Raw genomic sequence first — 22,987 nt, 5'->3', positions numbered from 1 at the left:
GCACATCTCATTATTTTTTTCGCTGGTTTATATACTGTGTCGGTTGTCAACTGTTCTCTTCGGTGTGTCGGCCAGTGTTTAGCGCTGGATTGATGTGAATCTGTTGCCGGATTGATTGGCGGCTGAGAACGTGACACGTAGTAGTGCAACGTGACGCTTTGACGTTCCGCCGCGCCACTGATTGTCGGTATCCAGAGCTGGCGAACTCTGGGACGGACCAGCGGATTCTTGGCGGTCCGCGCTAATTCGACGATATGGACCTGTCGGGCCTTCCTGACGACTGGACGGTGTGGAACGAGACCGACGACAAACTCATCCTCGCATATCGTCCGGACGTCTTCGACTCCGAGCAGTTCCCGGCCCCGTGTCTCCCGACCATCTATCTCACGCGCGGGAAGCGGACCCGCCGCCCCGGCGCTGACCGGACCGGGGAGCGCTGGTACGTCACCTTCTATCTGGAACCCGACGTTGAGCGCGACGCCGACTCCTACGAACGCCGCGACGCTGCCGTCGAGGGAGCGGTGGAGCTGGCGACCCAGTTCGCCGACGGCGACCTAGACCACCGCTCGCTGTATCAGGTGCCCCGCGAGGCATATCTGGACAAACTGGACGAACTGACCGGGCGGTCATGATACTTTACCGTGGCGGCGTTCTATAGCCCGGTATGACCACTGTCACGCTCGTCGGGACGCGCCTCGCCGAGGTCGGCGCGGAGTTCGTCTACCGCGGCGAAGCCAGCGGCTGTGAGGGCTGTCCCTACCGCGACCAATGTCTCAATCTGACGACCGGAAACCGCTACCGGATCACCAACGTCCGCCAGAGCGGGCAAACGCTAGACTGTGCCGTGCATGAAAACGGCGTTCGGGCCGTCGAGGTTGAGCCCGCACCGATTCAGGCCAACGTCCCCTCGAAGGGTGCGTACGCTGGGAGTAAGGCGTCGCTGCCGGGCCCCTGTCCACACACCGAATGTCCCAGCCACCCCTACTGTGAGCCTGCTGGGGCTGAGTTTGATGAGGAATATCGGATATCCGAGATTGTTGGTGACCCGCCGCATGACTACTGTATGCTAGATCGTGATTTGACGCTAGTGGAGCTGGAAGCGGCTGAGGAGAGTTGAAGCCACTCGTTGTTACGGTGTGTATTGTTTTCATATACTTGTCAACGAGACGAATGCATTGTGACTGTCCAGATATTTTTGATTTCCGTGACAAGGAGATCGAGAGCACAACACTGTGCGGGTCAAGCAGGTTACGCAAACGGGGTTCAAAACTCGATTAGGATGTTTTCGATTAGCTTATTCAAGAGCTTTATCCCGTCTTAGCCTCTGTTTACTGATATCGGCCGCTAATGGTACAATGAGTCCAAGGTAGATGTGGTTGGAGTTTATACTGAAGCGACGATGGTCACAGGTAGATGTAAGTTCACATCTCCTCCCTTAGTTCATAATTTGGCTGCATCGCTTGAATCCATACGATGAGATTCGATGGTCACCTGATCGCGGCGACCCTGCCACTGCACTCAATGGCGTGATTGCTTAGTTATTGGTTTAGAAACTTGTATATATTTCAATACTTCTGCTAGCGATTCTATCCCAAGACAGTTTTTCATCTACAATTCTTTCTGCGGCATTAGCAGCTTTAATACGCATATGTTCATTATATCCATATGTTTCCATCTGATTGGCTAATTCACTTACGTCACCCCTGTGGTATGATGACCCATTCCCCTCTATTAGGAATTCTGTTGCCGGCGATTTCGGGAGAATTACAGGCAGCCCACAAGCGATCCCTTCAATTATTGTTATACCAAGCTTTCCGGGCCAAACCCCGATATCAGCAGCATTATAATATCGATACAGCTCAGAGTGTGGAACAAAATCATGGAACGTAATCTTGTCAAATACGTTTAAATTATTGGCCAGTCTCCGCAATCGTTCTACATACTTTGTGTTCCCTTCCCCTAAAATCAGTAGTTGCTTTTGCGGGGTGTCTACAGTCGCAAATGCCTCAATCAGGTTTTCCAAGTCTTTAGTCGGTAGTACGTTGCCAGCAAATATGTACACGATCTCATCGTCGTAGCCTAGTTCGTTTCGAGTTGACTGGCGAGCATCTTCCGAACTGAAGAATTTGTTAGTATCTGCACCTAATGGAAGAAAGTCTATGTCATCCGCGGGAATACCACATCTATCTCTCAAGAAGATCTCACAATAAGGATTTACAGCTATTATGCCGTCTGCGCTCCGCTGAACCGCTGGAATAACTGTTCTCTTCGAGAGATTAAATGCTATAGATTTTCCCACTGTATCAAGATGAAAATTATCGTTGTCGACGTGTGCGTCGAAGAATAGTTTCGAGTCAACTCCTCTGCTCCCAAGCAATGATTGTACGGTATGCAAACTGATTAAGCGATGAGAATGTATGACATCTGGATCCTCTTTACGAACCAACTTTTTAATCCCTCGGGTAAAGGTGGCAGCGTCGTGAACGGAAAGCGACGGCAACCTTCTTACTTCCACATCATGATATTCGTAGTCGCCACAGCTAAACTCAGATTCATTCGCCTGTTCTGTGAATTTTTCGGGAAGAACGTCAGATGTTGCCATCGTAACCTCATGCCCAAGTTCGGCTTGCTTCCTCGGAAGATAATTCTCTTGATAGCCTTGGTTTGGGACAAAGGGATGCTGTATGTGCAGTATCTTCATTACTATCGGTTTGGTCCAGAATGGTCTGGACACAGGAATTGGTTGGAAGGCTTATACGGGTTTCTCATACTCCGACCTGTTATTTTTTTAAGTTTCTTGTAATGGTATACCAACAATAAACGCTTGATTTTATCACTCACCGAGAGATCCATCACTCTGTCTCCCTATTTGTTCCGCTAATCAAGTGAGAAATGTATTCGATACCGAACCCAATAAAAAACAAAACGCTGGCAAGTTGGCTCATAATGACTTGCTTGATTCGCTCGACAAAGAACAAGACCCTGTCTCTATTGCTGCTGTTATACGTCGTATTGTCAGTATTTTTACTTGGCCCAAGTCGGCCGTGATTTATAGCACACCTCGCTTTCACTCGACCGTAGTCGAAACTCCGAGATAACACTTTGTCGGTTGATTTAGATTCATGAAAAACAGGAACATTGAGATCGTGTTCAAATTCTACACCCTCCTTGTCCATCCGTGCGAACAATTCACTATCCTCTCCTACCGCGTAGCTTTCATTTAGACTATACTGTTTCATCAGATCTGCAGATACAGCAGTATTTGAGAAATTGAACGGGTTATAGCCTCTGAACTCTCCAAAATGAACCACATTATCGGCGTTATCCGAGTACTGGTCCACTACCGTCTCCAGCCAATCGTCATGTAGAGGGTACGTATCTGTCTCGGTGAACAGTATTATTTGGCCGTTTGCCTTAGATATTGCCTCGTTCCAAGCCTGTGGAATTCCATCTGTGGTTGAGTAGCAAATCTCATAATCGTCAAACGTTTGTTCAGAAAGTCTTTGACGCCATGCCTCAAACTCTTTTTTGTCTCTTGCTATCGTAACAATGGACAGTGTTGGATCAGACATTCAGGTACACCTATTTTCAGAGCACGGATGATATATGTTTATGATATCTTGAAGTATGCACAATTTGCTAGACTGTCCAGCATCCCAGTAAGACTTTTATTTGCGGGTTCGATATCCGGCAGTGGTGAAACCAAATCGACCGAACATTGTCTGGCTTACTATAGATAGCATTCGGGCAGATCATACATCCGTTCACGGTTACTCCCGGGCGACAACTCAAAATCTTTCCCGCATCGCAAACAGTGATGATGGTTCTGCATTTGATAATTGCATCTCTGAAGGCATTTGGTCTCTCCCAGTGGGAACCTCAATATTGACGGGTACGTACCCGGTGTATCACAACACTGTGGCTGAAGGAGATATGATCCCTGAAGATATTACAACATTGCCTGAGCTCTTGTCCGAAGCAGGCTATCAAACATATGGTGTTTCAGGGAATCCATGGTTTTCAGATGCAACTGATATGAACCGCGGTTTTGGGACATTTGAGTATATATCTAAGGACAATCTTCTCTCTGCCGGTGTAGGACCGTTTCTGAAGTTTGTATTAAATCTTCGAAGGCACTCGGCAGGATACACACTTGACACCGGTGCTCACTGTACTGATTTCTTGGCAAATGCCATGGTCAAACAATGGATACGTGAGCAAGACGGGGATGAACCATTTTTCATTTACGCACACACCGAGGGAGCGCACACACCATACTATCCCCCTACCGGCCACCACAATCGGTTCACAGATGAGTTAGACATGTCTGCAAAAAAAGCGCGAACGTTCGCTAAGGATGTTGGAGCTAATCTTCATGAGCATATGGCAACCGGACTTGATTTCTCTGATGATGAATCTCAAGCGCTCATTGCTGCGTATGATGGATTGATTCACTACCTTGACTCTCAGATCGGTGAAATATTTGATCTTCTGACGAACTCTGACGTTGGTGACACAATTTTAATCATCACGTCAGACCACGGAGACCTATTAGGAGAGATGGGCGTTCTATCACACAAACTATCCACTCATGACGGTTTAGTACGTGTCCCCCTCGTTACTCACGGTCTAGATTGTGAAAAGACTGATAGCTTAGTTCAGCACATTGATATTACAAAGGAGTTGGCCCGCCGTGCAGGCTGTGACGATGAGCAGTTCCAAGGAACCACTCCTGGAAACAGAGAGAAAGCTATCATTCACCGCAGTAGTGATTATTTCGAAAAAACAAAACACATTCTTAGTAAGTATGGTTCAGCTCTTGAGACTGACCAGTTTCATCCCTCAGACACGCACGGAATTCGAACTAAAACACATAAACTGATATCTTCCAATGACCGCACAGAACTGTATGAGCTTCCTGACGAAGCTAAAGACATCAGTGAACACAAACCCGATGTAAAAGCACGACTCAGTAACGAATTGGACTCCAGACTCAGAGAGTTCTCTAGAGATCAAAATGTGAATAGTGATGCTGAGTTGGACGACGATATGAAAGACCGACTGTCTGACCTTGGGTATCTCTAAGTATATGAGTTCAAACTCTGCTACTCAACGATTGCTCAGGCAAGCACTATCATATGACAATTCTATCCAGATATCAAGAAAAATCAAAATTAAAACAGGGCTAGTAGTAGCATTAATATCTATTTCGATATATCTATACTGGGTTGGTGAACAGATACCGACAGACTATGCAAGAAATACCTTTTTTTATGCGGACTACTTTGTCGGTGATCAGATAGTTGCCACTGGGAATGTTCCTACTGACAACTCGTTTGATGTAACAAAGTACTGGGGGAAAATCAACTCGAAAATTAAACTCCCGCTTTTGCCGTTGATGCTTTCAATCCTGAAAATTACCGCAAACGTACCTTTTAGTGCTTCATACACCACTTTCCCATCCATTTTGATAATAATGGCTTCCTTCTATATATTATTCGATAAGATGGGTGTTTCCGGTCTTACAGCTATCATTTTAGCCGTTACGGCAGGATTTGCAGTTCCGGCTACCCCCCGCTATCCAATAGAGCTGTATGCAACTGTTACTGGAGTTATGTGCCTCGGCATTGTTGTACTTCAGATAGAAATTAGAAGTAACTCAGCCGGACACATCAATAAAATAAGAAATTTGGTTATTTTGTCCACATTCCTCGCGTTTCTATTTTATTGGGATCCAGAGAAATTCTTTATACTTTCTGGTATCCTTGGGTTTCTATTCGCACTCTTGTACACCCAACATCGAAAAAAGGCAATATCTGGTTTGATATTATTATCAATTTCTGCTCTCTTATTTATTCAAATATTTGAACTACCACTCATACCGTACATAGCCCAACTGCAGTCTTCGATCTTGGCATTTTTTACTCTTGACTTCTCAAATCCGTTGAATGCATACGCTGGAGGGGGTGGTGGTGGCGGAGGTGGTGGACAAGGCCGTGCATTCTATTCGCTCATTTCTTTGCCAGTATTGCTCCCTCTATCAGCTATCGGTGGGTTCTATGCGCTGACAGACACTCTTTCAAAAGAGAGACATATTTCTTTAATTGCTGTGTCATGGGGTATTATCGCGGCGCTACTTTCTATTGTGTTTATGATTGCATCTGCAGGTTGGCTTGCGGGTCGTAGTTACACATTTGCCGTGCCTGTTATGATGATTGGATACGCAAGGTATATAAAAACGATTCAGGAACCCCTACAATACTTGATGTCTGGGCTGCTGTTGTCGTTGGTGCTTCTTTCTGTCTTACTCCAACTGACTGTACCTCTAATCCACTTACATACTTATGAGCCAGGAATAGAGGATGGATCAAAATGGGCTAGTGAGTATTCAGACGAAACTGTAATTACAGATCACAAACTCGGTGCACCCTTCGCTGCTGAGGGCAACTTTGATGTCATGTATCCTAAAGACGAAGCTGAAGTGACTCAAGGTCTGTTTTATCCTCATAACTATACCGAATTTAGCAGGCATGCTACCGGCCCAGTCCTAGTCTCAGAAGGTATGAAAGAGTATGGTGTCAGAGCAGCAGGAGCAAATGGCCCAATGCCAAACGGGGCATTCAGAAATGTCACGAACCGATCCGACTTAGTATATTCAAACGGTAGGGTGCTGTATGTCCATGAAGATTGACACAATTGCGGCGTTCACAAAGTGACTTCTATTGATTAGAGGAAAATAATTAACCTAAAAGCTATCATAATGGAAGTCGTACTTTGGTACCTGTGGTCAATTACGAGCGTAAAATCTTACAAGTGGTATCTCAATGAGTAGAGATGATTCAGGTATCATAAAGGGGTTCGTATCAATCTTATTTGGGAAGCTTGGAATAATTGCTATTAGTGTTTTCTTCACCCCTATTATCGTGAGAATATTAGGCGCTAAATTATATGGAAACTATGCGTACGCGATCTCGCTTGTGTCTGTGTTAACTCTGGTTGCAAACTTTGGATTTAATGACGGGGTTAGAAAATTCATTGCTGAAATACCAGAGAAAAGGGGACGGGCATTTCAGATACATAAATATTATTTAAAATCTGGCCTAATTACTTCAACTATCCTTGCTAGTTGCTTATTTTTGTTGACTGAATTAAATGCCGAACTACTCATATCTGAAAAATATACAAAATATGTCCCGATACTATGTCTTATAATAGTATCTAACCAACTATTCCAGATTTCAAGATACGGCTTAATGGGATTGGGTAAAGAAGGATATTCAGAATCACTGAATGTCTTATTTAAGCTGGGATCCGCAGGAATCGGGATTGGATTAGCTGCGTACGGCTTTGGAGTTTCTGGCGTCTTAGCTGGCCACTTACTGTCTGTATTGCCACTTGGGTTTGTTTCGCTATATGTTATTAGAAACTCAACTCTGCAGGATAAGCCCAATCTACACATTAAAAGGCAAAAACTGCTCACATATGGGATTTGGAGTTTCGCACTGGGATTATTGACTACCTCGCTATACCATGTAGACGTTCTTATCTTGGGGAATTATGGACCGAGTGACGAACTGGGGTATTATAAGGCAGCGCTAACGGTTGCCGAACTACTGTGGTTCATTCCACACTCCGTTCAAACTGTTCTAGTCCATTCTACGTCTGCTATCTGGAAGGAGGGAGATTTTGATAGGATTACGAATTTAACCTCAAAAGCAACTCGCTTTACGCTAATCATAACACTGCTATGTAGCATTGGGTTATTTATATTATCTGAAGAGTTTGTAACAGTATACTTTGGGGTGGATTTCACTCCTACAGTAGTGCCGCTAAAGATATTGCTTCCTGGAGTATTGTTCTTTTCACTCTCACGACCTATCTTTGCAGTCGGGCAAGGAAAAGGTGATATGAAAATATTAGTATTAGCTACACTTTCGGCGGCAGTCCTAAATCTTGTACTTAATCTTTTGCTAATTCCGCGGTTGGGTATTGTTGGCGCAGGTGTTGCCACCTCTATTAGTTACGGCTCAATGATATTGTTCCACACTCTGGCTGCGCTGAAAATGGGATACAATCCTCTTTCCGATATTAGGGCATTAAGAACGATTGGTGCTGGAGCAATAACGTATTTTGTATTAGATAATTTGAATAATCTCATAAGCAATAATATTCTGTCTATAATGATTGTGGCCGTGGTTGGTGGTGTAATCTATGCTACTCTTGTACTACTTTTTGGTTCAGTTAGTCGATCCGAGGTTCAAGAGGTTTTTTCAGAAATAATATGAATGTGATAGACAATGGCAACTAGCCAATTAAATGCGATTAACCTCTCTGAATGCCTCTTCGTACTGGTCAATAATTGAGTTCCATTGATACTCCTTTGCTGCCTGATACGCGTTGTCAGATAAGGCACTCAACTTTGAACAGTCACTCACAATCTTTTCTATATTTTCAGACAAATCTTGAGCGTCATCAGTCTTAAAACGAAGTCCAGTGACTTGATCAGTGACAAACCTATCAAAAGTGGATAAATCACTGGCAATTACCGGAGTCCCTGATGCATAAGCCTCTAGCACTACCAGAGGGAAGACTTCTGTATGTGTTCGAGAGGGGAGACAAAAAATATCGGCCCTATTAAATAGGGCAACTTTTTGTTTTTCGGAAATATACCCGGTAAACTTGATCTGCGGATTGCCGCTCTCCCTCAAATCACTGAGCAAGGGGCCATCCCCTGCGATAACAAACTGTATGCTATTATCCAAACGGTTAGCCGCTTCCACGAGAATATCTGGGCCTTTTTTCTCTATCATATCGCCTATAAAAAACACCATCGGCCGGTCAGAGGCTATGTCGAATGTCTCCTCCGCATAGGTAGCTGACTCAGGTGAATGTATATCATCCATATCAATCCCATTGGGTATCTCTATCATCTTCGACTTGTAACGAGAGAGTCTGTCTGACCCCTGCACATATGACTTTGAGGGGATTGTAATTTGATCAACCCAGTCTAATATATGATCTAAGATGACCTCTGCGTACGCGTAGTCAATGGCCATTTTAATTACTGTTCCGTCTGCGACAAACCGATCGTTCCCATGATGTGTGAGTACTACGGGGGCCTCAGACCCCATCGAATGGAGCAGGCCGGAGATAACACCCGGGGGAGTAGTATTATGAATGTGAATTAGATCTGTCTCAGTGGAATTGGGAACAAATTGTTCTGGGGCTACAGATGTATTTCCGATAGATCCGAATGACCTGTACCGGACGATCTTCATCCCATCTTCAGTCGAGACCGAGCGTTCATCATCCGACGCAGTGAAGACCGTTACTTCATGACCACGACCTGCCAGCCCCTTTGAGACACGGTGTGCGACTTGTTCTCCGCCACCACTTACATACCCCTCTCTGTTGGAACCGTACGGAAAATGGGACGTATGTACTGATATCTTCACGCTCGATCAGCTCTTATATCCCAGTGCATTCAACCGACGCTCGATTTCTTCATCTACCTCGCCCTCGTCGTCTCCATCTTCGCCACCTTCCATTCGAACACGCTCGTTAACGTGTGTCTCAAGATCTTCACGGAGTGAGCGGCTTGAACACTCCTCGAACTCAATCGAACCACTCTCTCGATCACGTTCACAGAAGCAGGAACCTTCCTGCGTCCGAAGCGCGTATCGGCGAATGTGGCTGTGTTCGTCCTCACCGCGGGCTTGGAGAAACACCGTTCGGTCAGCATCCAATTGGTCTAGCAACGATACACGTTCAGAATCAATATCCAGCCCTGCAATCCGTTTGAATGTACTCACGATATCTAACGTGCTTACCGGCGTCTCTACTGTTCTATCAGCCCCGTCGGGTTCCCGAACGAACAGCGGGATATGCGTTATCTCATCGTGGAGATATCGCGGGTGCTCGTAGTAGCCGTGTTCACCGAACGCATCCCCATGGTCAGCGGTGACCACCAGTAGCGAATCCTCCAGCAAATCCCGGCTTCGGAGTTCGTTCAGGAACTCACCGATATGCTCGTCGTTGTAACGGATTTCAGCGTCATACAGATCAATCAACAGCTGACGTTCTTCCTCGGTAATCGATTCCGGCTTATCAATAGCACGCTGGTACAGCGACTGGGCGTCGCGGCCAGACAATTTCTTGTCTGCATACAGCGTCGCGTACTCACCTGGTGGCTCGTACGGTCCATGGGTGTCCATGTAATGGCTCCAGAGGAAGAACGGATCGTCAGAATCCAGCGAATCAATCCACGACAGCGACCGCTCGTTGATCTCTTCGGCCCGAGCATAATGGCGATTTCGTAGTTTGTCAAGTGCGCGCTGGGCTAGGGCGACGAGTTTGTGCTGGCCGAAATGAAGATCGTCGTCAAACGTATCGAAGCCCTGATCGAATCCATATGCTCTCGAAACGAACGGATTGGAATGGAATCCGCCAGTCGCGAACCCTGCCTCCGAAAGACGAGAGGCAATCGTTTCCGTAGCAAGCCGGTAGCTATCGTTGATCGCCACATCGGGGTACTCCCCGGTCAGCAGCGCAGGAACCGCTTCGCGTGTGTGTGAGCTCGCGCTGTAGGCATTCGTGAACCGAATACTTTCCTCGGCCAGCTCATCGAGGACAGGTGAGGTCTCTCGATGGTAGCCATAACACGAGAGGTGGTCCGCTCGGAGTGCGTCCGCAGAAAGCAAGATTATGTTCCGCGGGGAAGCAGTCATGTATCCGACTATTTTTCTGGATATGATTTTATTCTTCCGAAGCTAGTGATTTCTGCATCCCGGGTACCAAACGATTGAACACGAAAACAACCAATCGGCTCTCTGGGTCATCACCGAATTCGTATGGCTATGGCGTTTAGGTGTCTCTCTTACGTCAGCCCACGCCTTTGACTGAAACAGAGTATTAAAGATGGTTCTATGGGAAGTGGCATTCACGTAGTGATGGATATCTGCTTCGTGAGCAATGTCATCTATCCCTTCATAACCGGCGGTGCAGAAAAGCGAATCCACGAAATCGGCACCCGCCTCGCCGACGAAGGCCACGATATCACGATCTACGGCCGACATTTCTGGGACGGACCGGCAGAGACCACACACGAGGGAATGACCCTCCGTGCGGTCGCCCCCGAAGCAGAGCTCTACGAAGACGACCGCCGGTCCATCACCGAGGCCATCGATTTTGCCGCCCGAGCACTTCCACCGCTCCGCCGACGTCTCAGCGACGATGAACACGACCTTGCGATCGCTAGCGTCTTCCCGTATTTTCCAGTTCTCTCGACGAAGCTTGCTAGCCTCGGGACTAGCACACCAGTGGTCACGACCTGGCACGAGGTCTGGGGCGACTACTGGGAGGAGTACCTTGGCCTGCTCGCTCCGGGTGGCAAACTCGTCGAACAACTCACTGCCAAGACGCCCCAGCATCCGATCGCTGTTTCAGGCATCACTGCGGACAACCTCGCTGACATCGGCCCGAATCGCGAGCATATCGAGGTCGTGCCCAACGGGCTCGATACCGAGCAGGTCCAGACGGCCCCCCGCCCCGACACCGGCTACGACATCGTCTTCGCAGGTCGACTGATCGAGCACAAGAACGTTGACATTCTGCTAGAGGCTTTCGATGCAGTCGCCGACAGGCATGACGTCACGCTGGGGATCATCGGTGACGGCCCGGAGCGTGACCGGCTGGATACCAAACGCGAATCACTGGAACACGCCGACCGCGTTTCGATGTTAGGCTTTCTTGAAGAGTACGAGGATGTTCTCGGCCATATGCGGGCTGCAGACATATTCGCGTCTCCCTCAACGAGAGAGGGATTCGGAATTACCTTCGTCGAGGCGATGGCCGCCGACTGCACCGTGATTGCTGCTGACCACCCGGATTCGGCAGCGGACGAAGTCATCGATGGTGCGGGCTTCCTCGTTGATCCTACTGTTGACTCCCTCACAGAAACACTCGACGATGTTTTAGGTGGTGACCGCCCAGCGACGGATCCCGTCGAACGTGCGCAGCAATACGACTGGGATGCGGTTGCAGATCAGGCCGAAACCGTCTATCAGCGAGCTATTGACGGGTCGTGGTAACATGAACTCTATCGGAAACGGAACTGCGCTTTGGCTCCCCTCTGCGGTTTAATATCGAAGCCGACCCACACACCCTGTAACGAGTGAAGTGCCGTCATGGGTCCCCGCCCTTCGTTGAGCTATCAATGGCCTGAATGACGACCTCTGGATCCCGAAGCAGTCGATGTTCCAGGTAGCTCCCTTCACCCTGTCCACCCCCTGTGTGATTCGACTCAGTCACCCCGAGAAACGACTGTTCTTTCAGCAGCCGGTACACGCGATCCTCGGAGAGCGGATCCGCTCCAGCCTGCTCCGCGACCTTCAGATAGAGCGTGTATATCTGATGGGTTCGAAACGCCTCCTGTTCTGGGTTGTCGACAGTAAGTAGCGCCTGCGCTCGGAGAATGTATTTCATATGTGGCGTCGTCCCACGAACGAGTTTCTCGAAACGGTTCACTTCTGCTCGCTGGACGGCGTCATCGACATGTGAGACTGTGACTGTTCCTGTCCCCTGTTTCTCAGCGAGACGACCAGCTTCGTATAGCGTATCGATCGCTTTCCGTGCATCCCCGTGTTCCTTGGCTGAGAGGGCCGCGACCTTCGGGATCACGTCGGGCTCCAACACGTCTGGTTCGAAGGCATCCATTCGGTTTTCGAGGATCGCCGTAACTGGCCGGCATCGTAGGGGTCAAAGACGAGTTCGTTCTCCTGAAGACTGGAGTCGATGCGTTCGCTCAACTGCTCGCGATATTCGATCCTGTTGCTGATGCAGATGGCGCCGACGTGTGTCTCTGCCTTCCCGCTCTCTCGAGCCTGCGAGAGGCTGCGTAACAGCTCGTCGTCGTCTAACTTGTCGATTTCATCGAGAATGACGACCAGTGAGTTAATATCGTACTCCGCAAGCAGGTCCCAAGTGATGTCACGGTAGTCGGCGGCTCCGATTCCGACACGCGGGACGTCGATATCCGCGTCGAGGCTCGCCACCAGTTTGCGTGCCATCTCTCGGCTTGCCTTTGCGTCGGTCTGATAATCGGAGCAGTCAACGTACGCCTGCTGAAACGAGATATAGTTTGCCTGTGCCTCGAAGTGAGCCTCACGAGACACACACACCCTCTACCGAGTGTAATCGCCTACTGCCCACACTAGGCTAGTTGAAGTCATGCGCGGGAAGGCATGCAGTCCACGATGGACTCTTCACCGGAATACTATGCGACACGCAGAGCCCCATCCCACACAAGGTATTTGCTCGCACGTCGACTTGACACACTACCAGGATAGAGAATGGTCCTCCCGAGCGAACACTTCATCATCGCCCTTCTCCCCGTTGCAGGATACGCCCTTCTCCGGGACAGACACCTCCCGTCGCTCCAGCTAGTCGCAGTCACGTTTTTCGGCAGCCAGTTCCCGGATCTCATCGACAAACCATTAGCGTACGAACTCCATTTGATTCCCTCCGGGCGGGTGTTTATGCACTCGCTTCCGTTCGCGATTCCGCTCTCGATTGCCGTCGTCGCGTACGCAGCCCGAACCAACCGGACCAGACTCGGGGCGGCGTTTGCGTTCGCCCATCTCTCACATCTGGTAGCCGACAACCAACGTATCCTCCCCCCGGATCCGTACGTGTCGTCGGACTTGCTCTGGCCGCTCCAGCCGCCCGTTATGCGCCCGGCAGTCCCACAGTGGGTCGGAGAGGGTGCAGTGAATCTCCACCTCTGGACCGGGTTTTCGGTGCTCGTTCTCGCACTGGCGGCGTACATTCTAGTGGTGGACTTACAGACCCAACTCGACTCCAGATTGTTGTGAGGGACATCACCAGTCGGATCCATGATGTTTTAGACCGACGGGGAACGACGGTATCGTATGCGACGATTGGTCCTCGCCGTCTGCTTCGTTTCCCTCCTCGCTGGATGTGGCACATTCGTGGGTGATAGTCCGCCGCCTAGCGACGAACGCGCCGTCGCGGCCGTCGAGGAGGCGAACAGCACTGTCGCCGCCGTCGAAGCGTACCGGTTCGAGATGGACATGCACGTGACCGCGTCGGATGGCGAGCAGTCACGGACCGTACGGGTCGACGGAGAGGGTGCAGTGAACGTCTCCACACGACGAATGCAAGCGACGACACGGACGCGAGGCCAGACGGTCAAGTCCTACATCGACGGCTACAGAGCGTACCAGGGCTGTCAGGATCCCTGGGGCGGCTACGCTGTCGAGAACGTCTCTCGCTCCGAACCGTGGGCGACCGCGACGCCGCTCCATCGGCAACTACTGCTTTTCGAACGCTCGAATGTTTACTGGCAGGGCAATGAGACGCGTGACGGCAACCGGACTGTCCTCGCCACGGCCTCCCCGAGCGCCGAGACTATCGAATCACTTATCGATCGCCGACAGGCTGGTGGCATGGATCTAAACCGCGGTTCGCTTGAGAACGCGACGGCGCGACTGTGGCTTGACCCGGAGACGAATCGCCCTGTCCAGTCGGAACTCGACATCGAGATCTCACAGCGGGGAGCGACCGCAACCGCGACGATTACGGTCCAGTACACTGATTACGACGAGCCAACCTCGGTCTCGATTCCGCAGGGCGTGTACAAGGATCCGTACGAACTCGGATGTCCCGGGGCCAGCTGACTCCGTCCGTCAGTAACGGCGAGAAGTCGTTTCGGTAACACTGGCTCAGATTAGAACCAGAAAGCCGACAGGAATTCTACAGTTGATTGATGGCGGATCAGTGGTCTTTCGGGTTATCAGAATGGTTCGTATTTGCCTGTAACTGTGAGGGCACCGTCATCCCATCCTTCGTTTGGTCAGTTGAACTACCTTGTTCGTCGCTGGCACGTTCGTCATCACCTTTGGCGGTGGGTTCTAACGGTGGCTCATACCGATACAAACGGTCGTCAACGAACACGACGTATTGGTTACACGATACATTCTCAATGACGCGGTTGTTCGTATCGATCGCTACGTCAACCAGTCCCTCAAGACTATCGACCGTTATCGCCGGCATCTTATCAGTATCTGACGGCAGGTGACCAATCGTGATCCAATCATCGTACTCTGCTCTGGCTGTTCGATAATCAGCCCACCGGCGCTCGGCCTCGGAAACTGACAGGCGGCCAGTTTGGCGGGCATACAGCAAGCCAAGCAGTGAACCGACTGCGAGCAAGAGTAGCAGCGGACTGCCCACACGGCGAAGGGCCCCGTACTCTACGAGGACAGATACCTGTTCAGTCTGTGACCCCGACGCAGTATCGACGCCGGGGTCTGCCACTCGGTAGACGCTGTCACCGGGGATGATGGGGAGTCGGTACGTGTTTGTGGTGTCGACTCGCTGGCCGTTTCGCGTCCCCGACACGTCTACGCGGGCGATGAACGCGATTTCGAGTTGCCCGGGCGTGTTGCCATGCTCCGCGTCAATACGCCGTGCCCGCTCAATGGCCGCGCTTGCGTTCGTGGAGAAGGGCACCGTCGCGCGCTCGGTTGGTCTCAGCGCCTCGGTTCGATCCTGCGCGACTGGGCGGGTAACGTCCCAGTACGTCGTCCCGTTGCCGTCATCGGCCGGTTCAACAGAGCGATACTTGAGTAACACTGTCGTCTCTGTCGTAAGGTTCCCTTCCTGGGCCTCGTACGCATACCTGAACGTGCCGTTCAGCTTTGGGCTCACCCCCCGGAAGTACACGGATCGGTTTTGCAGGACTGTCCCCTCGTCGAACGCGGTCGTTCCGTTGACGACCGTGGCCTGATGGGAGAACGCCCCGCTCGATTGCCAGGACGAAACCTCCTTGATCTCCGTCGTGGTTCCCGGTTCGACGTGTGTTGTGTACGTGAGATAGCCACCGACGGCCCCTATAAGTACCACGCAGAGAACCACTAACACGTAATTAGCAGCGATGTCCTGTCTGATTGTCCGGCCCCCACCATCCATTGTGTAAGATATAATGGAGTCTTATTGGTAATTATTTGGGTTATAACACTATCTCAACCGCGTAAGGAGCCGACGAATTTTGGATGGACTATCGCGAGACCGCGACCTGACACGGCCGGTGTCGACAAGCACCGTCCCGAGCACGTAAAACGCGCCTCCGAGAAGCGCGTCGATGGTAATAATCGGGAGCCACGGATGGACGAGATACAGCGATCGGATCGTCGACTGTGGGAGGATCAGGAGGTATCGGTGCTCAACAACGAACTTTCGGTAATAGCCCCTCTCTGGCGGTGCTGTCAGCGACAGCGTCGCATTGACTGTCGAACGGGCTGGTATCACCGTCTCGTTTGGTTCGACAGCGATGCCATCTGTTGCAGGGTCAAAATATGTCACGACAGGAACGTACCCACCGTTACCGAGCCGATACTGCGTTGACTCCGTCGTTCCCTGTTCGATGACGCGCGGTCCCGGTGAGTCGAATTCAGCACTGACCACGCCGAACTCCTGTGGGCCCGCCGGCGCGACCATCGTCGCTGTTGCTGACAACACTATCGCCGCTGCGAAGATTCCGATCAGTAGCCTGACGCTCGTCCCCGTGTCCCGTGAGCTGTCCCGTCGGCCACGATCACGGTTCCCACTCAACACGAAGTCGAGCACGTACGCACCGACTGAGACTCCGAGAAGCAAGTATGCCAGCCCTTGTGTCCCCAGCAGCGAACGCACTCCAAATATCGATGCCGCTCGTTGCTGTACCCACGACAGGCCATTCCGGACTCCGTTGACGAGTGTCCCCACTCCCGGAACTGCAACAACTTCCCCACCTGGTTGCCAGGCGACAGCGACAATCTGTGCGTTGGTTACAGGGGGCTCGTCGCTATCTTGATCGGTGAAGGGATTGTTGTCACCGCGTGTTATGTATCCGCGGTCAGTATTGTCGACGACCCGGTGAGTTGTCAGTCCACCCCCTTGGATTTCCTCGGCCCGGAACGTAACAACGTCCCCTTCTTCAACGGAGCCAGCGAGGTCCGCGGGGATCGCGACGAACCCGTCGCCCGGTTCCAGCGTCGGTTGCATGCTGCCGGTCGTGACAAATCCCAGGAGGACGGGTTGGCCCAGTATCTGGCCGAGTACCATCGCGATGAGAAATATAATCACCCCCGATTCAAGCGCGGTCTCCAACCACTTTTTTAGCCGATCCATTGACACTATGCTTTATCTCTAAAGGAACATTAATAAATTGGTGGCTAGACAGTGATCGGCAAGTACTACATCGAAAGTTTCGGTCACTGAGGTGAAGAGGTCCAATAATCAGCTATCTGAGAGCGGTCTCAGGAGTCAAAATTGTCTGCGAACACAGTGACACTGTCAAGGATTTCCTCGTTAGGGTCGATACCTCGCGTATCAACAATCATGGCAAAAGACCATTGCTTACCGGGACCAAATTCTATCCGGCCACCAGAATTCTTTCCGACTGTCCCGCTGGTGTATGCAACAGCGCCGTTTTCATCTTCTGCATCAAGTATTTCAGCGTTAATTGACGGGGGATCAGATTGTCGAAGCGTCGCCTGTGAATCATTCGTGTACCCGTTACGGACGAAGACGACCTTATCTGCATGTGGACCATCCGGATCTCCCCAGACCTCTACCGAGTGATCGGCGTTGTTTTTGATTGTGAATAGTTCGTTGACACCCGTAACTGCATCCGGGTTGAGATTGTCGAAAGTAATTTCGAGTTCACCATCCACCCCATCATCGGTCACATACTCGTTGTTGGCTCCTTCAAGTGCTAACTCTGCACTTGCGTCACCTGTGGTGCCCACAGTAAAGTTACGAGATGCTTGAACGGTGCTGAACGCACCAGTCCCAGTTGCAGCAGCTGTACCAGCCGCGAGCGATCCTAAACCGATCAGGAATTTGCGTCGTTGCATCAGTTTTGCACCTTGTTCGTGCACGCCCACCCCCCACGTGTCGTGGGCCGGACGTGACAGTTGATGCAACCACTGACAAGGGCATTGTATTCCGCTCTTTGACAGGACGGGTTGCAGTGTTTGAAGCACAGATATGGGTCTTTGCGACCCAGCGGCTGGTGTTATACAGTCTCTTCTACCCTGTGTTTGAGAGAGCAAACCGTTATAGCGGTATTTAGATGTTTTACATTGCCATTTGCGGGAGATCACACGACAAACCCTGCCAATTTACCACTCGTCACTGTACGTATCAAAGTATAAACGACGACTAATACGTAAACAGTCGATAATATTATAACATAACATGAAAAGTAATGCTTAGACGACATGGTCGTGTCGTCGGCAACGACCGGTATCTAAGCAAGGGGCTGGGGATAATATGAGCAAGACATCGACAAGGGCGGCTGGTGACCAGTCTACAAACGTATTTGGAGATGCTTCGACGGAGACCGGATCGGACACCGCTATCGAGTCGGACACAGAACCGGATGAACTGTCGCGAGACGACGCATTTGAGATGCTCAGTAATCGGCGGCGACGATATGCTATTCAGTTCCTGAGCGGCACGCCAGACCCTACTTCGCTCTCGGATCTCGCCGAGCAAGTTGCCGCTTGGGAGAACGAGACCAGCGTGGCCGAAATCTCGGCGAGTGAGCGCAAGACTGTGTACACCTCACTCCAGCAGTTTCATCTGCCTAAAATGGCTGATATGGGCGTTATAGAGTTTGACCAGCGGGAAGGGGACGTGCGACTCACCGAGTCCGCAGCCGACCTCGACATATATCTCGAACTCGTCGACCGCTACGATATTCCTTGGAGTCTTTATTACGTGGGCCTCAGCAGTATCGGAATCGTCCTTACATCGCTAGCCTACGCGGGTATCAAGCCGTTCGCGGCTGTCCCGTTCGTTGGGTGGACTGTGTTCCTGATCGCTGTGTTTACCGTCTCATCAGCGTGTCACTACGTCCTCTCACGCCAGATGCGTATCGGTTCGAACGCCGTTCCACCGGAGGTAGATGATGCGTAGACGGGTGTTGGTTCTGTGTGCGCTGGTGGTCGTTGCAAGCTTCGCTGTTGGAACTGGGAGTTACAGTGCGGCGTCAGTCGAGCGCGATGCGACGGTCAATGTCGTCGCCGACAAAGACGCGTACATGTCGCTGCTCTACTCCGATGATACCGTTCGTCTTGAGGGGAGTGGTGCTCACGAAGTGACGGTCGTAACTGTCCGTAATCGCTTCACACAACCGGTCGACTTTGCTGTCACAGTCACCGTTACTGCCGGCGATGGGCTGACCGTCAAGGCAGACGCGATGGAGACGACCAGTGTTTCAGCCGGTATTGGTGACGCGTTCGACGTGCCGGCGACAATAGCTTGCCAGTCACCCGGACAACACCGCGCGACCGTCGCGTTCGATGTCACTGCTACCGGCGCAGGTGTCACCGCCGAAACGACGACGTCTCGCACCATCGAGTATCTTGTAAATTGCTCCAATAACCAGGAACAAACCGACACTGAGGTTTGATCGTCTGGGATGAATAGCGAGCGTTCTCAGTTTGTTCGACCCGTATCGGACCGGTACACGCTGGTACCTGACAGCTCACCCGTTATCGAGGATGTGTTTGTGAGCGTGTCCTGCGGACCATTGCGGTAGAACCCGAGAAACCGTTCAGTCCGTCCAACTCTCGTACAGGTCCCGGCCGACCACGCCCAGACCGACGAGCGTGATGAGGTTGAGGAGGAGGCCGCCGACGATTGGAATCGCGAAGGGGACGGCCAGTAACAACCCGCCGGCGACCCCGTCCGTCGCCCTGACGGTCCCGTCGTCGCCGATGACCGAGTTGCCGACCCAGACGGCGGTAATCCCGGTGCCGACGATACCGAGGACGCCGAGAAGGAGCAACCCGGGAATCGAGATCAGCGCGCCGATGACGGTCAGTGCGAGCAGTACCAGTCCGATAGGGACCAGAATGCCGACGAGGACGCCCCAGCCGATTGCCCCGCCGGGGTCGTCCTGAATCTCTCGCACGGCATTCGTCGTGTACGTCGGGCCGATGGCGGCGGCTGCGGCGCCCAACACCGCGAGAATGATGAACCCGACACCGAACCGGATGACGACGTTGAGGGCCGGATCACCGACGCCACCAGGGGCTGTAGATTGTGCTGTTGCGACCCTGGAGAGTCCGAGTACGGCGAGCAGACTCCCGAGGCTACTGACGGCTTGCTTGGAGGGCATAGTAGCGTCACGCTAGTTTCTACTCGGCTTGTAAACTTCTTCTGGGTGCTTGTCATCGGTTACAACTCTGGGGTATCTACAAATGATTAATACTTGGAAGCAACCAGACATACATCTATGACTGACTGGCGTGAGCGTATGGAGTCCGGCTCGGAGATCCTTCGCCAACAGGCTGTTCGAGTCCCGCTCCCAGATGTGGAGGCGGAGCGATCCGTACACGAGAATATGATGCGAATTGCGGCGGCCGGCGAGCGAAAGAGCGAGTTACTCGACGACCCAGACGTGCCCCTGACGGAAGTGTACGAGGACGAACTGGACGAAATGAGACAGAGCTTCGAGCATCGCCTACAGCAGGTCGCTGGCGAGGACTATTATGAAGTCGCAACCGCGTATCTCAACGGTGAGCGTGACGACTGGATCGGGGCGCTCGCGGCGTATTACTTGGAGTGTTATTATCGCTTGCAGGAACGCTACACCGTTGACGAGCAGATATTCTTTCTACTGATTCTCCGATACCCGGATTGCTTCACTGTCAACCTCAGTTTCCTCACTGGCGATATCTCCCCCGTGGGGGTGCGGTACGAGTCATCCAAGCACGTCGAGGCTGACCTCAACGAGCGAAACAAAGAGCAGCTCTATGCCGACTGTCAGTATTCCCAGTACGACGCTTCGGCGTACCTCCGCGAGAACGTCAGCTGTATTCGGGACGCATTCCCGGATCCGGAGACGACGCCGTTTGAGCAGCGCCGACGTGGCGGGTTCGTCCATATCACTGGCAGACAGGGCGCAACATTCACCGAGATTCTCGAGGCCGTCTCGCCGGATCCGAACCGGTTTGATGACACCGCATCGGAACCCGGGCTCGTGTCCGAGGGGCCAGAGGCCAAACGAGCGAAGCGAGAATTTCTCACCGACACCACGGTTGTTATGTGACACGCCCTCACCGCCACTGGCTGTTCCACAGAGCCGCCCACGTCCGTGACCTCCGCTTGCCGGTGAATCAGGTCTTATCTGGCAGCGATTTCGAGACGGGGCCCGGTCTTTTTGAGGACTGGGACGTGACTGAGCAGTGTGGATGTGACTGTGTACGGGCCGCTTCGGGCGGCGACGGGGTCGAAGACAGTCGAAGTTCCGGTAGACGGCGACACGGTGGAGGCTGTAATTGCGGCCTTCATTGACGCGTACCCGCGTGCGGAGCCCCAACTGGTCAACGACGCCGGCGAACTCAGACCAAGCGTCCGTGTGATGGTCGACGGCGACAACGCTGAGTACTCGGACCGAGTTCCGCCCGGCGCGTCAGTCGAGATTTTTCCCGCAATGCGCGGCGGGTGAACACAGACGGACGCTGTGCTGCTAGAGGTTGTACTGTTCGCGGACGGTATCGGCCAGTCCCCGTTCTTCGAGGAGGGACATCGGGGCGAGCATCGAGAGCTGTACGACGCCGGGCAGTCGGGCGATCTCGACACCGCCAGTGAACGTGCATCTCGCTCGGACCTCTCCCTCTGACATATCGAAGAGCGTCCCAGCCCGTGCGAACGCGTTCTCGGTGGCGTCGTTGATCGTGGCACCGGACCCGATTATCTGGAGCGGCGCTGCATCGACGACGTCGTCGACGTGGTGGTCGGCGGCGAGGGCCTCACCCGCCTCCCGCTCGGCGTCCGTGTACGGCTTGGCGATATCCGGCAGGTCCGACTCGTTCGGGAGCAGGAGCGGGCCGTCGATATCGAGATCTTTGATAACGCTCACTTCGAGCTCGGTGCGACCGCTCACGTCGGTTGTGTGAAGCGAGAGCTCGCCGTCGCCCTGGTTGGCGTGCAAGTCACCGACGTAGAGCCCCGCGCCGTCGATCTCGACGGGGCAGATGAGCGTCGCTCCCGGGCGGACGTCGTTCGAGTCTAGATGACCGTCCGTCCGGGCGTCCAGCGCTGCTTCGTCGGCGAGGCCCCAGTCGTGGTCGGCCCCGATGAGGAACTGGCCGAAGTCACCGGCATTGTGTGAATCGGGGAACTCTACCGACGGTGTCGTCCCGATGTTCCCGATGAACGGGCGGAGGTGGCCGAGCGTTCCCGGGATTTCGTCGGGCTTGTACAACAGAATCGGGTGTTGCCGGGAGTTGTCGGGCAGCGCCATCGCCTCGTCGGCGCGCTCTGCGAGGTCCGCAGCACCATCGGGGCCGACGGTGAGCCCAACGGAGCGGTCCTCGTCGAAGGCAACGGTGTAGCCGAACTCGAAGCCAAAAGACGAAGCGTTGGCCCCACAGTCCGCACATCGAATCGCGTCTTCGCCGGTGCCCTCGACGACGCTGTCGGGCCACTCGGTCCCACACTCCGGGCACCGATGGTCGACGAACGGGTCGCTCCCGAAGGCGTCCTCGCGTTCGGCCATGCTGCCCGTGCTTGTCGCGACACTCGTCACCTCGACGTCCTTGATCTGGACGACGAGCGCGTCACCGGGTTCAGCGTTCTCGACTCGGATCGGTCGCGTTACCTCGTGGCCGCCGCGGAACTCGGGGGTAATCATCGGGCCCCAGCACGCAGGGGGCGTATGTGTGCGAACGGTCCCGCCATCGGCGACTGTGCCCGCCCATTCTTGCTCCGGCCCAACGAGCCCCAGTGTAAACCGGTCGACATCGAGCTCTTGCTGGATTTGCTCTGACATACATTCTCAAGCACGGTCTACGGGAGAATAAATCATAGCGTGGATCGAACCGTTCTAGTCGTCGCCCTGCACAAGTGGAAGTCCGCCACGATGCGTGCCTCAGTTCCACCGCCAAGTCCCACCGACGAACCCATCTGT

Annotated in this window: 19 protein-coding genes and 1 pseudogene; 11 read left to right on the top strand and 9 right to left on the bottom strand. The window is 52.5% G+C overall.

What is annotated here, in order from left to right:
* Nucleotides 1-254 precede the first annotated feature (254 nt).
* Both BVU17_08105 and BVU17_08100 read left to right on the top strand, forming a co-directional pair.
* Complete coding sequence (locus BVU17_08105; protein AUG47480.1) at nucleotides 255-632, top strand: hypothetical protein; 378 nt, start codon at nucleotides 255-257, stop codon at nucleotides 630-632.
* 32 nt (nucleotides 633-664) lie between these two features.
* Nucleotides 665-1,117, top strand: a complete 453-nt coding sequence (locus BVU17_08100; GenBank protein ID AUG47479.1) for a hypothetical protein — start codon at nucleotides 665-667, stop codon at nucleotides 1,115-1,117.
* Nucleotides 1,118-1,546: 429 nt separating this feature from the next.
* Here BVU17_08100 and BVU17_08095 read toward each other — a convergent pair whose 3' ends face one another.
* Nucleotides 1,547-2,701: a hypothetical protein gene (locus BVU17_08095; protein ID AUG47478.1), complete on the bottom strand. Its 1,155-nt coding sequence runs from the start codon at nucleotides 2,699-2,701 to the stop codon at nucleotides 1,547-1,549.
* A 151-nt stretch (nucleotides 2,702-2,852) separates the two neighbouring features.
* Nucleotides 2,853-3,572, bottom strand: a complete 720-nt coding sequence (locus BVU17_08090) for a hypothetical protein (protein AUG47477.1) — start codon at nucleotides 3,570-3,572, stop codon at nucleotides 2,853-2,855.
* A 124-nt stretch (nucleotides 3,573-3,696) separates the two neighbouring features.
* Between BVU17_08090 and BVU17_08085 the strand changes: the two genes are divergently transcribed.
* Together BVU17_08085 and BVU17_08080 are read left to right on the top strand one after the other, a co-directional pair.
* Nucleotides 3,697-5,085 (top strand): hypothetical protein, encoded by a 1,389-nt coding sequence (locus BVU17_08085; protein ID AUG47476.1) that lies wholly within the window; start codon nucleotides 3,697-3,699, stop codon nucleotides 5,083-5,085.
* Nucleotides 5,086-6,824: 1,739 nt separating this feature from the next.
* Nucleotides 6,825-8,285, top strand: a complete 1,461-nt coding sequence (locus tag BVU17_08080) for a hypothetical protein (GenBank protein ID AUG47475.1) — start codon at nucleotides 6,825-6,827, stop codon at nucleotides 8,283-8,285.
* A gap of 27 nt (nucleotides 8,286-8,312) precedes the next feature.
* Here the strand turns inward: BVU17_08080 and BVU17_08075 are convergent, their stop codons facing one another.
* Both BVU17_08075 and BVU17_08070 read right to left on the bottom strand, forming a co-directional pair.
* Nucleotides 8,313-9,455 carry a hypothetical protein gene (locus BVU17_08075; GenBank protein ID AUG47474.1) on the bottom strand — a complete coding sequence of 381 codons (1,143 nt, stop codon included), beginning with the start codon at nucleotides 9,453-9,455 and terminating at the stop codon, nucleotides 8,313-8,315.
* Between the two features lie 6 nt (nucleotides 9,456-9,461).
* Nucleotides 9,462-10,727, bottom strand: a complete 1,266-nt coding sequence (locus BVU17_08070; GenBank protein AUG47473.1) for an arylsulfatase — start codon at nucleotides 10,725-10,727, stop codon at nucleotides 9,462-9,464.
* A 222-nt stretch (nucleotides 10,728-10,949) separates the two neighbouring features.
* On the opposite strand from BVU17_08070, the gene BVU17_08065 reads away from it, so the two are divergent.
* Complete coding sequence (locus tag BVU17_08065) at nucleotides 10,950-12,089, top strand: hexosyltransferase (GenBank protein ID AUG47472.1); 1,140 nt, start codon at nucleotides 10,950-10,952, stop codon at nucleotides 12,087-12,089.
* Nucleotides 12,090-12,183: 94 nt separating this feature from the next.
* Here the strand turns inward: BVU17_08065 and BVU17_08060 are convergent.
* Nucleotides 12,184-12,806, bottom strand: a pseudogene (locus BVU17_08060) (orc1/cdc6 family replication initiation protein).
* A gap of 543 nt (nucleotides 12,807-13,349) precedes the next feature.
* Here BVU17_08060 and BVU17_08055 point away from each other — a divergent pair.
* Nucleotides 13,350-13,871 (top strand): metal-dependent hydrolase, encoded by a 522-nt coding sequence (locus BVU17_08055; protein AUG47471.1) that lies wholly within the window; start codon nucleotides 13,350-13,352, stop codon nucleotides 13,869-13,871.
* 117 nt (nucleotides 13,872-13,988) lie between these two features.
* Nucleotides 13,989-14,696, top strand: coding sequence for a hypothetical protein (locus BVU17_08050; protein AUG48871.1), 708 nt, complete (start codon nucleotides 13,989-13,991; stop codon nucleotides 14,694-14,696).
* Between the two features lie 97 nt (nucleotides 14,697-14,793).
* Here BVU17_08050 and BVU17_08045 read toward each other — a convergent pair whose 3' ends face one another.
* Both BVU17_08045 and BVU17_08040 read right to left on the bottom strand, forming a co-directional pair.
* The gene (locus BVU17_08045) at nucleotides 14,794-15,924 is read right to left on the bottom strand and encodes a hypothetical protein (protein AUG48870.1); all 1,131 of its coding nucleotides are present in this window, start codon (nucleotides 15,922-15,924) and stop codon (nucleotides 14,794-14,796) included.
* A gap of 114 nt (nucleotides 15,925-16,038) precedes the next feature.
* Complete coding sequence (locus BVU17_08040) at nucleotides 16,039-17,190, bottom strand: signal peptidase I (GenBank protein AUG47470.1); 1,152 nt, start codon at nucleotides 17,188-17,190, stop codon at nucleotides 16,039-16,041.
* A gap of 1,233 nt (nucleotides 17,191-18,423) precedes the next feature.
* Here BVU17_08040 and BVU17_08035 point away from each other — a divergent pair.
* Together BVU17_08035 and BVU17_08030 are read left to right on the top strand one after the other, a co-directional pair.
* The gene (locus BVU17_08035; GenBank protein AUG48869.1) at nucleotides 18,424-18,984 is read left to right on the top strand and encodes a hypothetical protein; all 561 of its coding nucleotides are present in this window, start codon (nucleotides 18,424-18,426) and stop codon (nucleotides 18,982-18,984) included.
* On the top strand, nucleotides 18,977-19,480 hold the full coding sequence (locus BVU17_08030; protein AUG47469.1) for a hypothetical protein: 504 nt from the start codon (nucleotides 18,977-18,979) through the stop codon (nucleotides 19,478-19,480). Before BVU17_08035 ends, BVU17_08030 begins: the two co-directional genes overlap by 8 nt.
* Nucleotides 19,481-19,624: 144 nt before the next feature.
* Here BVU17_08030 and BVU17_08025 read toward each other — a convergent pair whose 3' ends face one another.
* Nucleotides 19,625-20,191 (bottom strand): hypothetical protein, encoded by a 567-nt coding sequence (locus BVU17_08025; GenBank protein ID AUG47468.1) that lies wholly within the window; start codon nucleotides 20,189-20,191, stop codon nucleotides 19,625-19,627.
* Between the two features lie 117 nt (nucleotides 20,192-20,308).
* On the opposite strand from BVU17_08025, the gene BVU17_08020 reads away from it, so the two are divergent.
* Entirely contained in the window at nucleotides 20,309-21,124 is an 816-nt protein-coding gene (locus BVU17_08020; protein ID AUG47467.1) for a hypothetical protein, read from the top strand.
* Between the two features lie 138 nt (nucleotides 21,125-21,262).
* On the top strand, nucleotides 21,263-21,523 hold the full coding sequence (locus BVU17_08015; GenBank protein ID AUG47466.1) for a molybdopterin synthase sulfur carrier subunit: 261 nt from the start codon (nucleotides 21,263-21,265) through the stop codon (nucleotides 21,521-21,523).
* Nucleotides 21,524-21,544: 21 nt separating this feature from the next.
* Here the strand turns inward: BVU17_08015 and BVU17_08010 are convergent, their stop codons facing one another.
* Entirely contained in the window at nucleotides 21,545-22,849 is a 1,305-nt protein-coding gene (locus BVU17_08010; protein ID AUG47465.1) for an acetamidase, read from the bottom strand.
* Between the last annotated feature and the right edge of the window lie 138 nt (nucleotides 22,850-22,987).

It is taken from the genome of Haloarcula taiwanensis (assembly GCA_002844335.1).
Classification (GTDB): domain Archaea; phylum Halobacteriota; class Halobacteria; order Halobacteriales; family Haloarculaceae; genus Haloarcula; species Haloarcula taiwanensis.
This window is presented reverse-complemented; position numbering and strand designations above follow the sequence as displayed.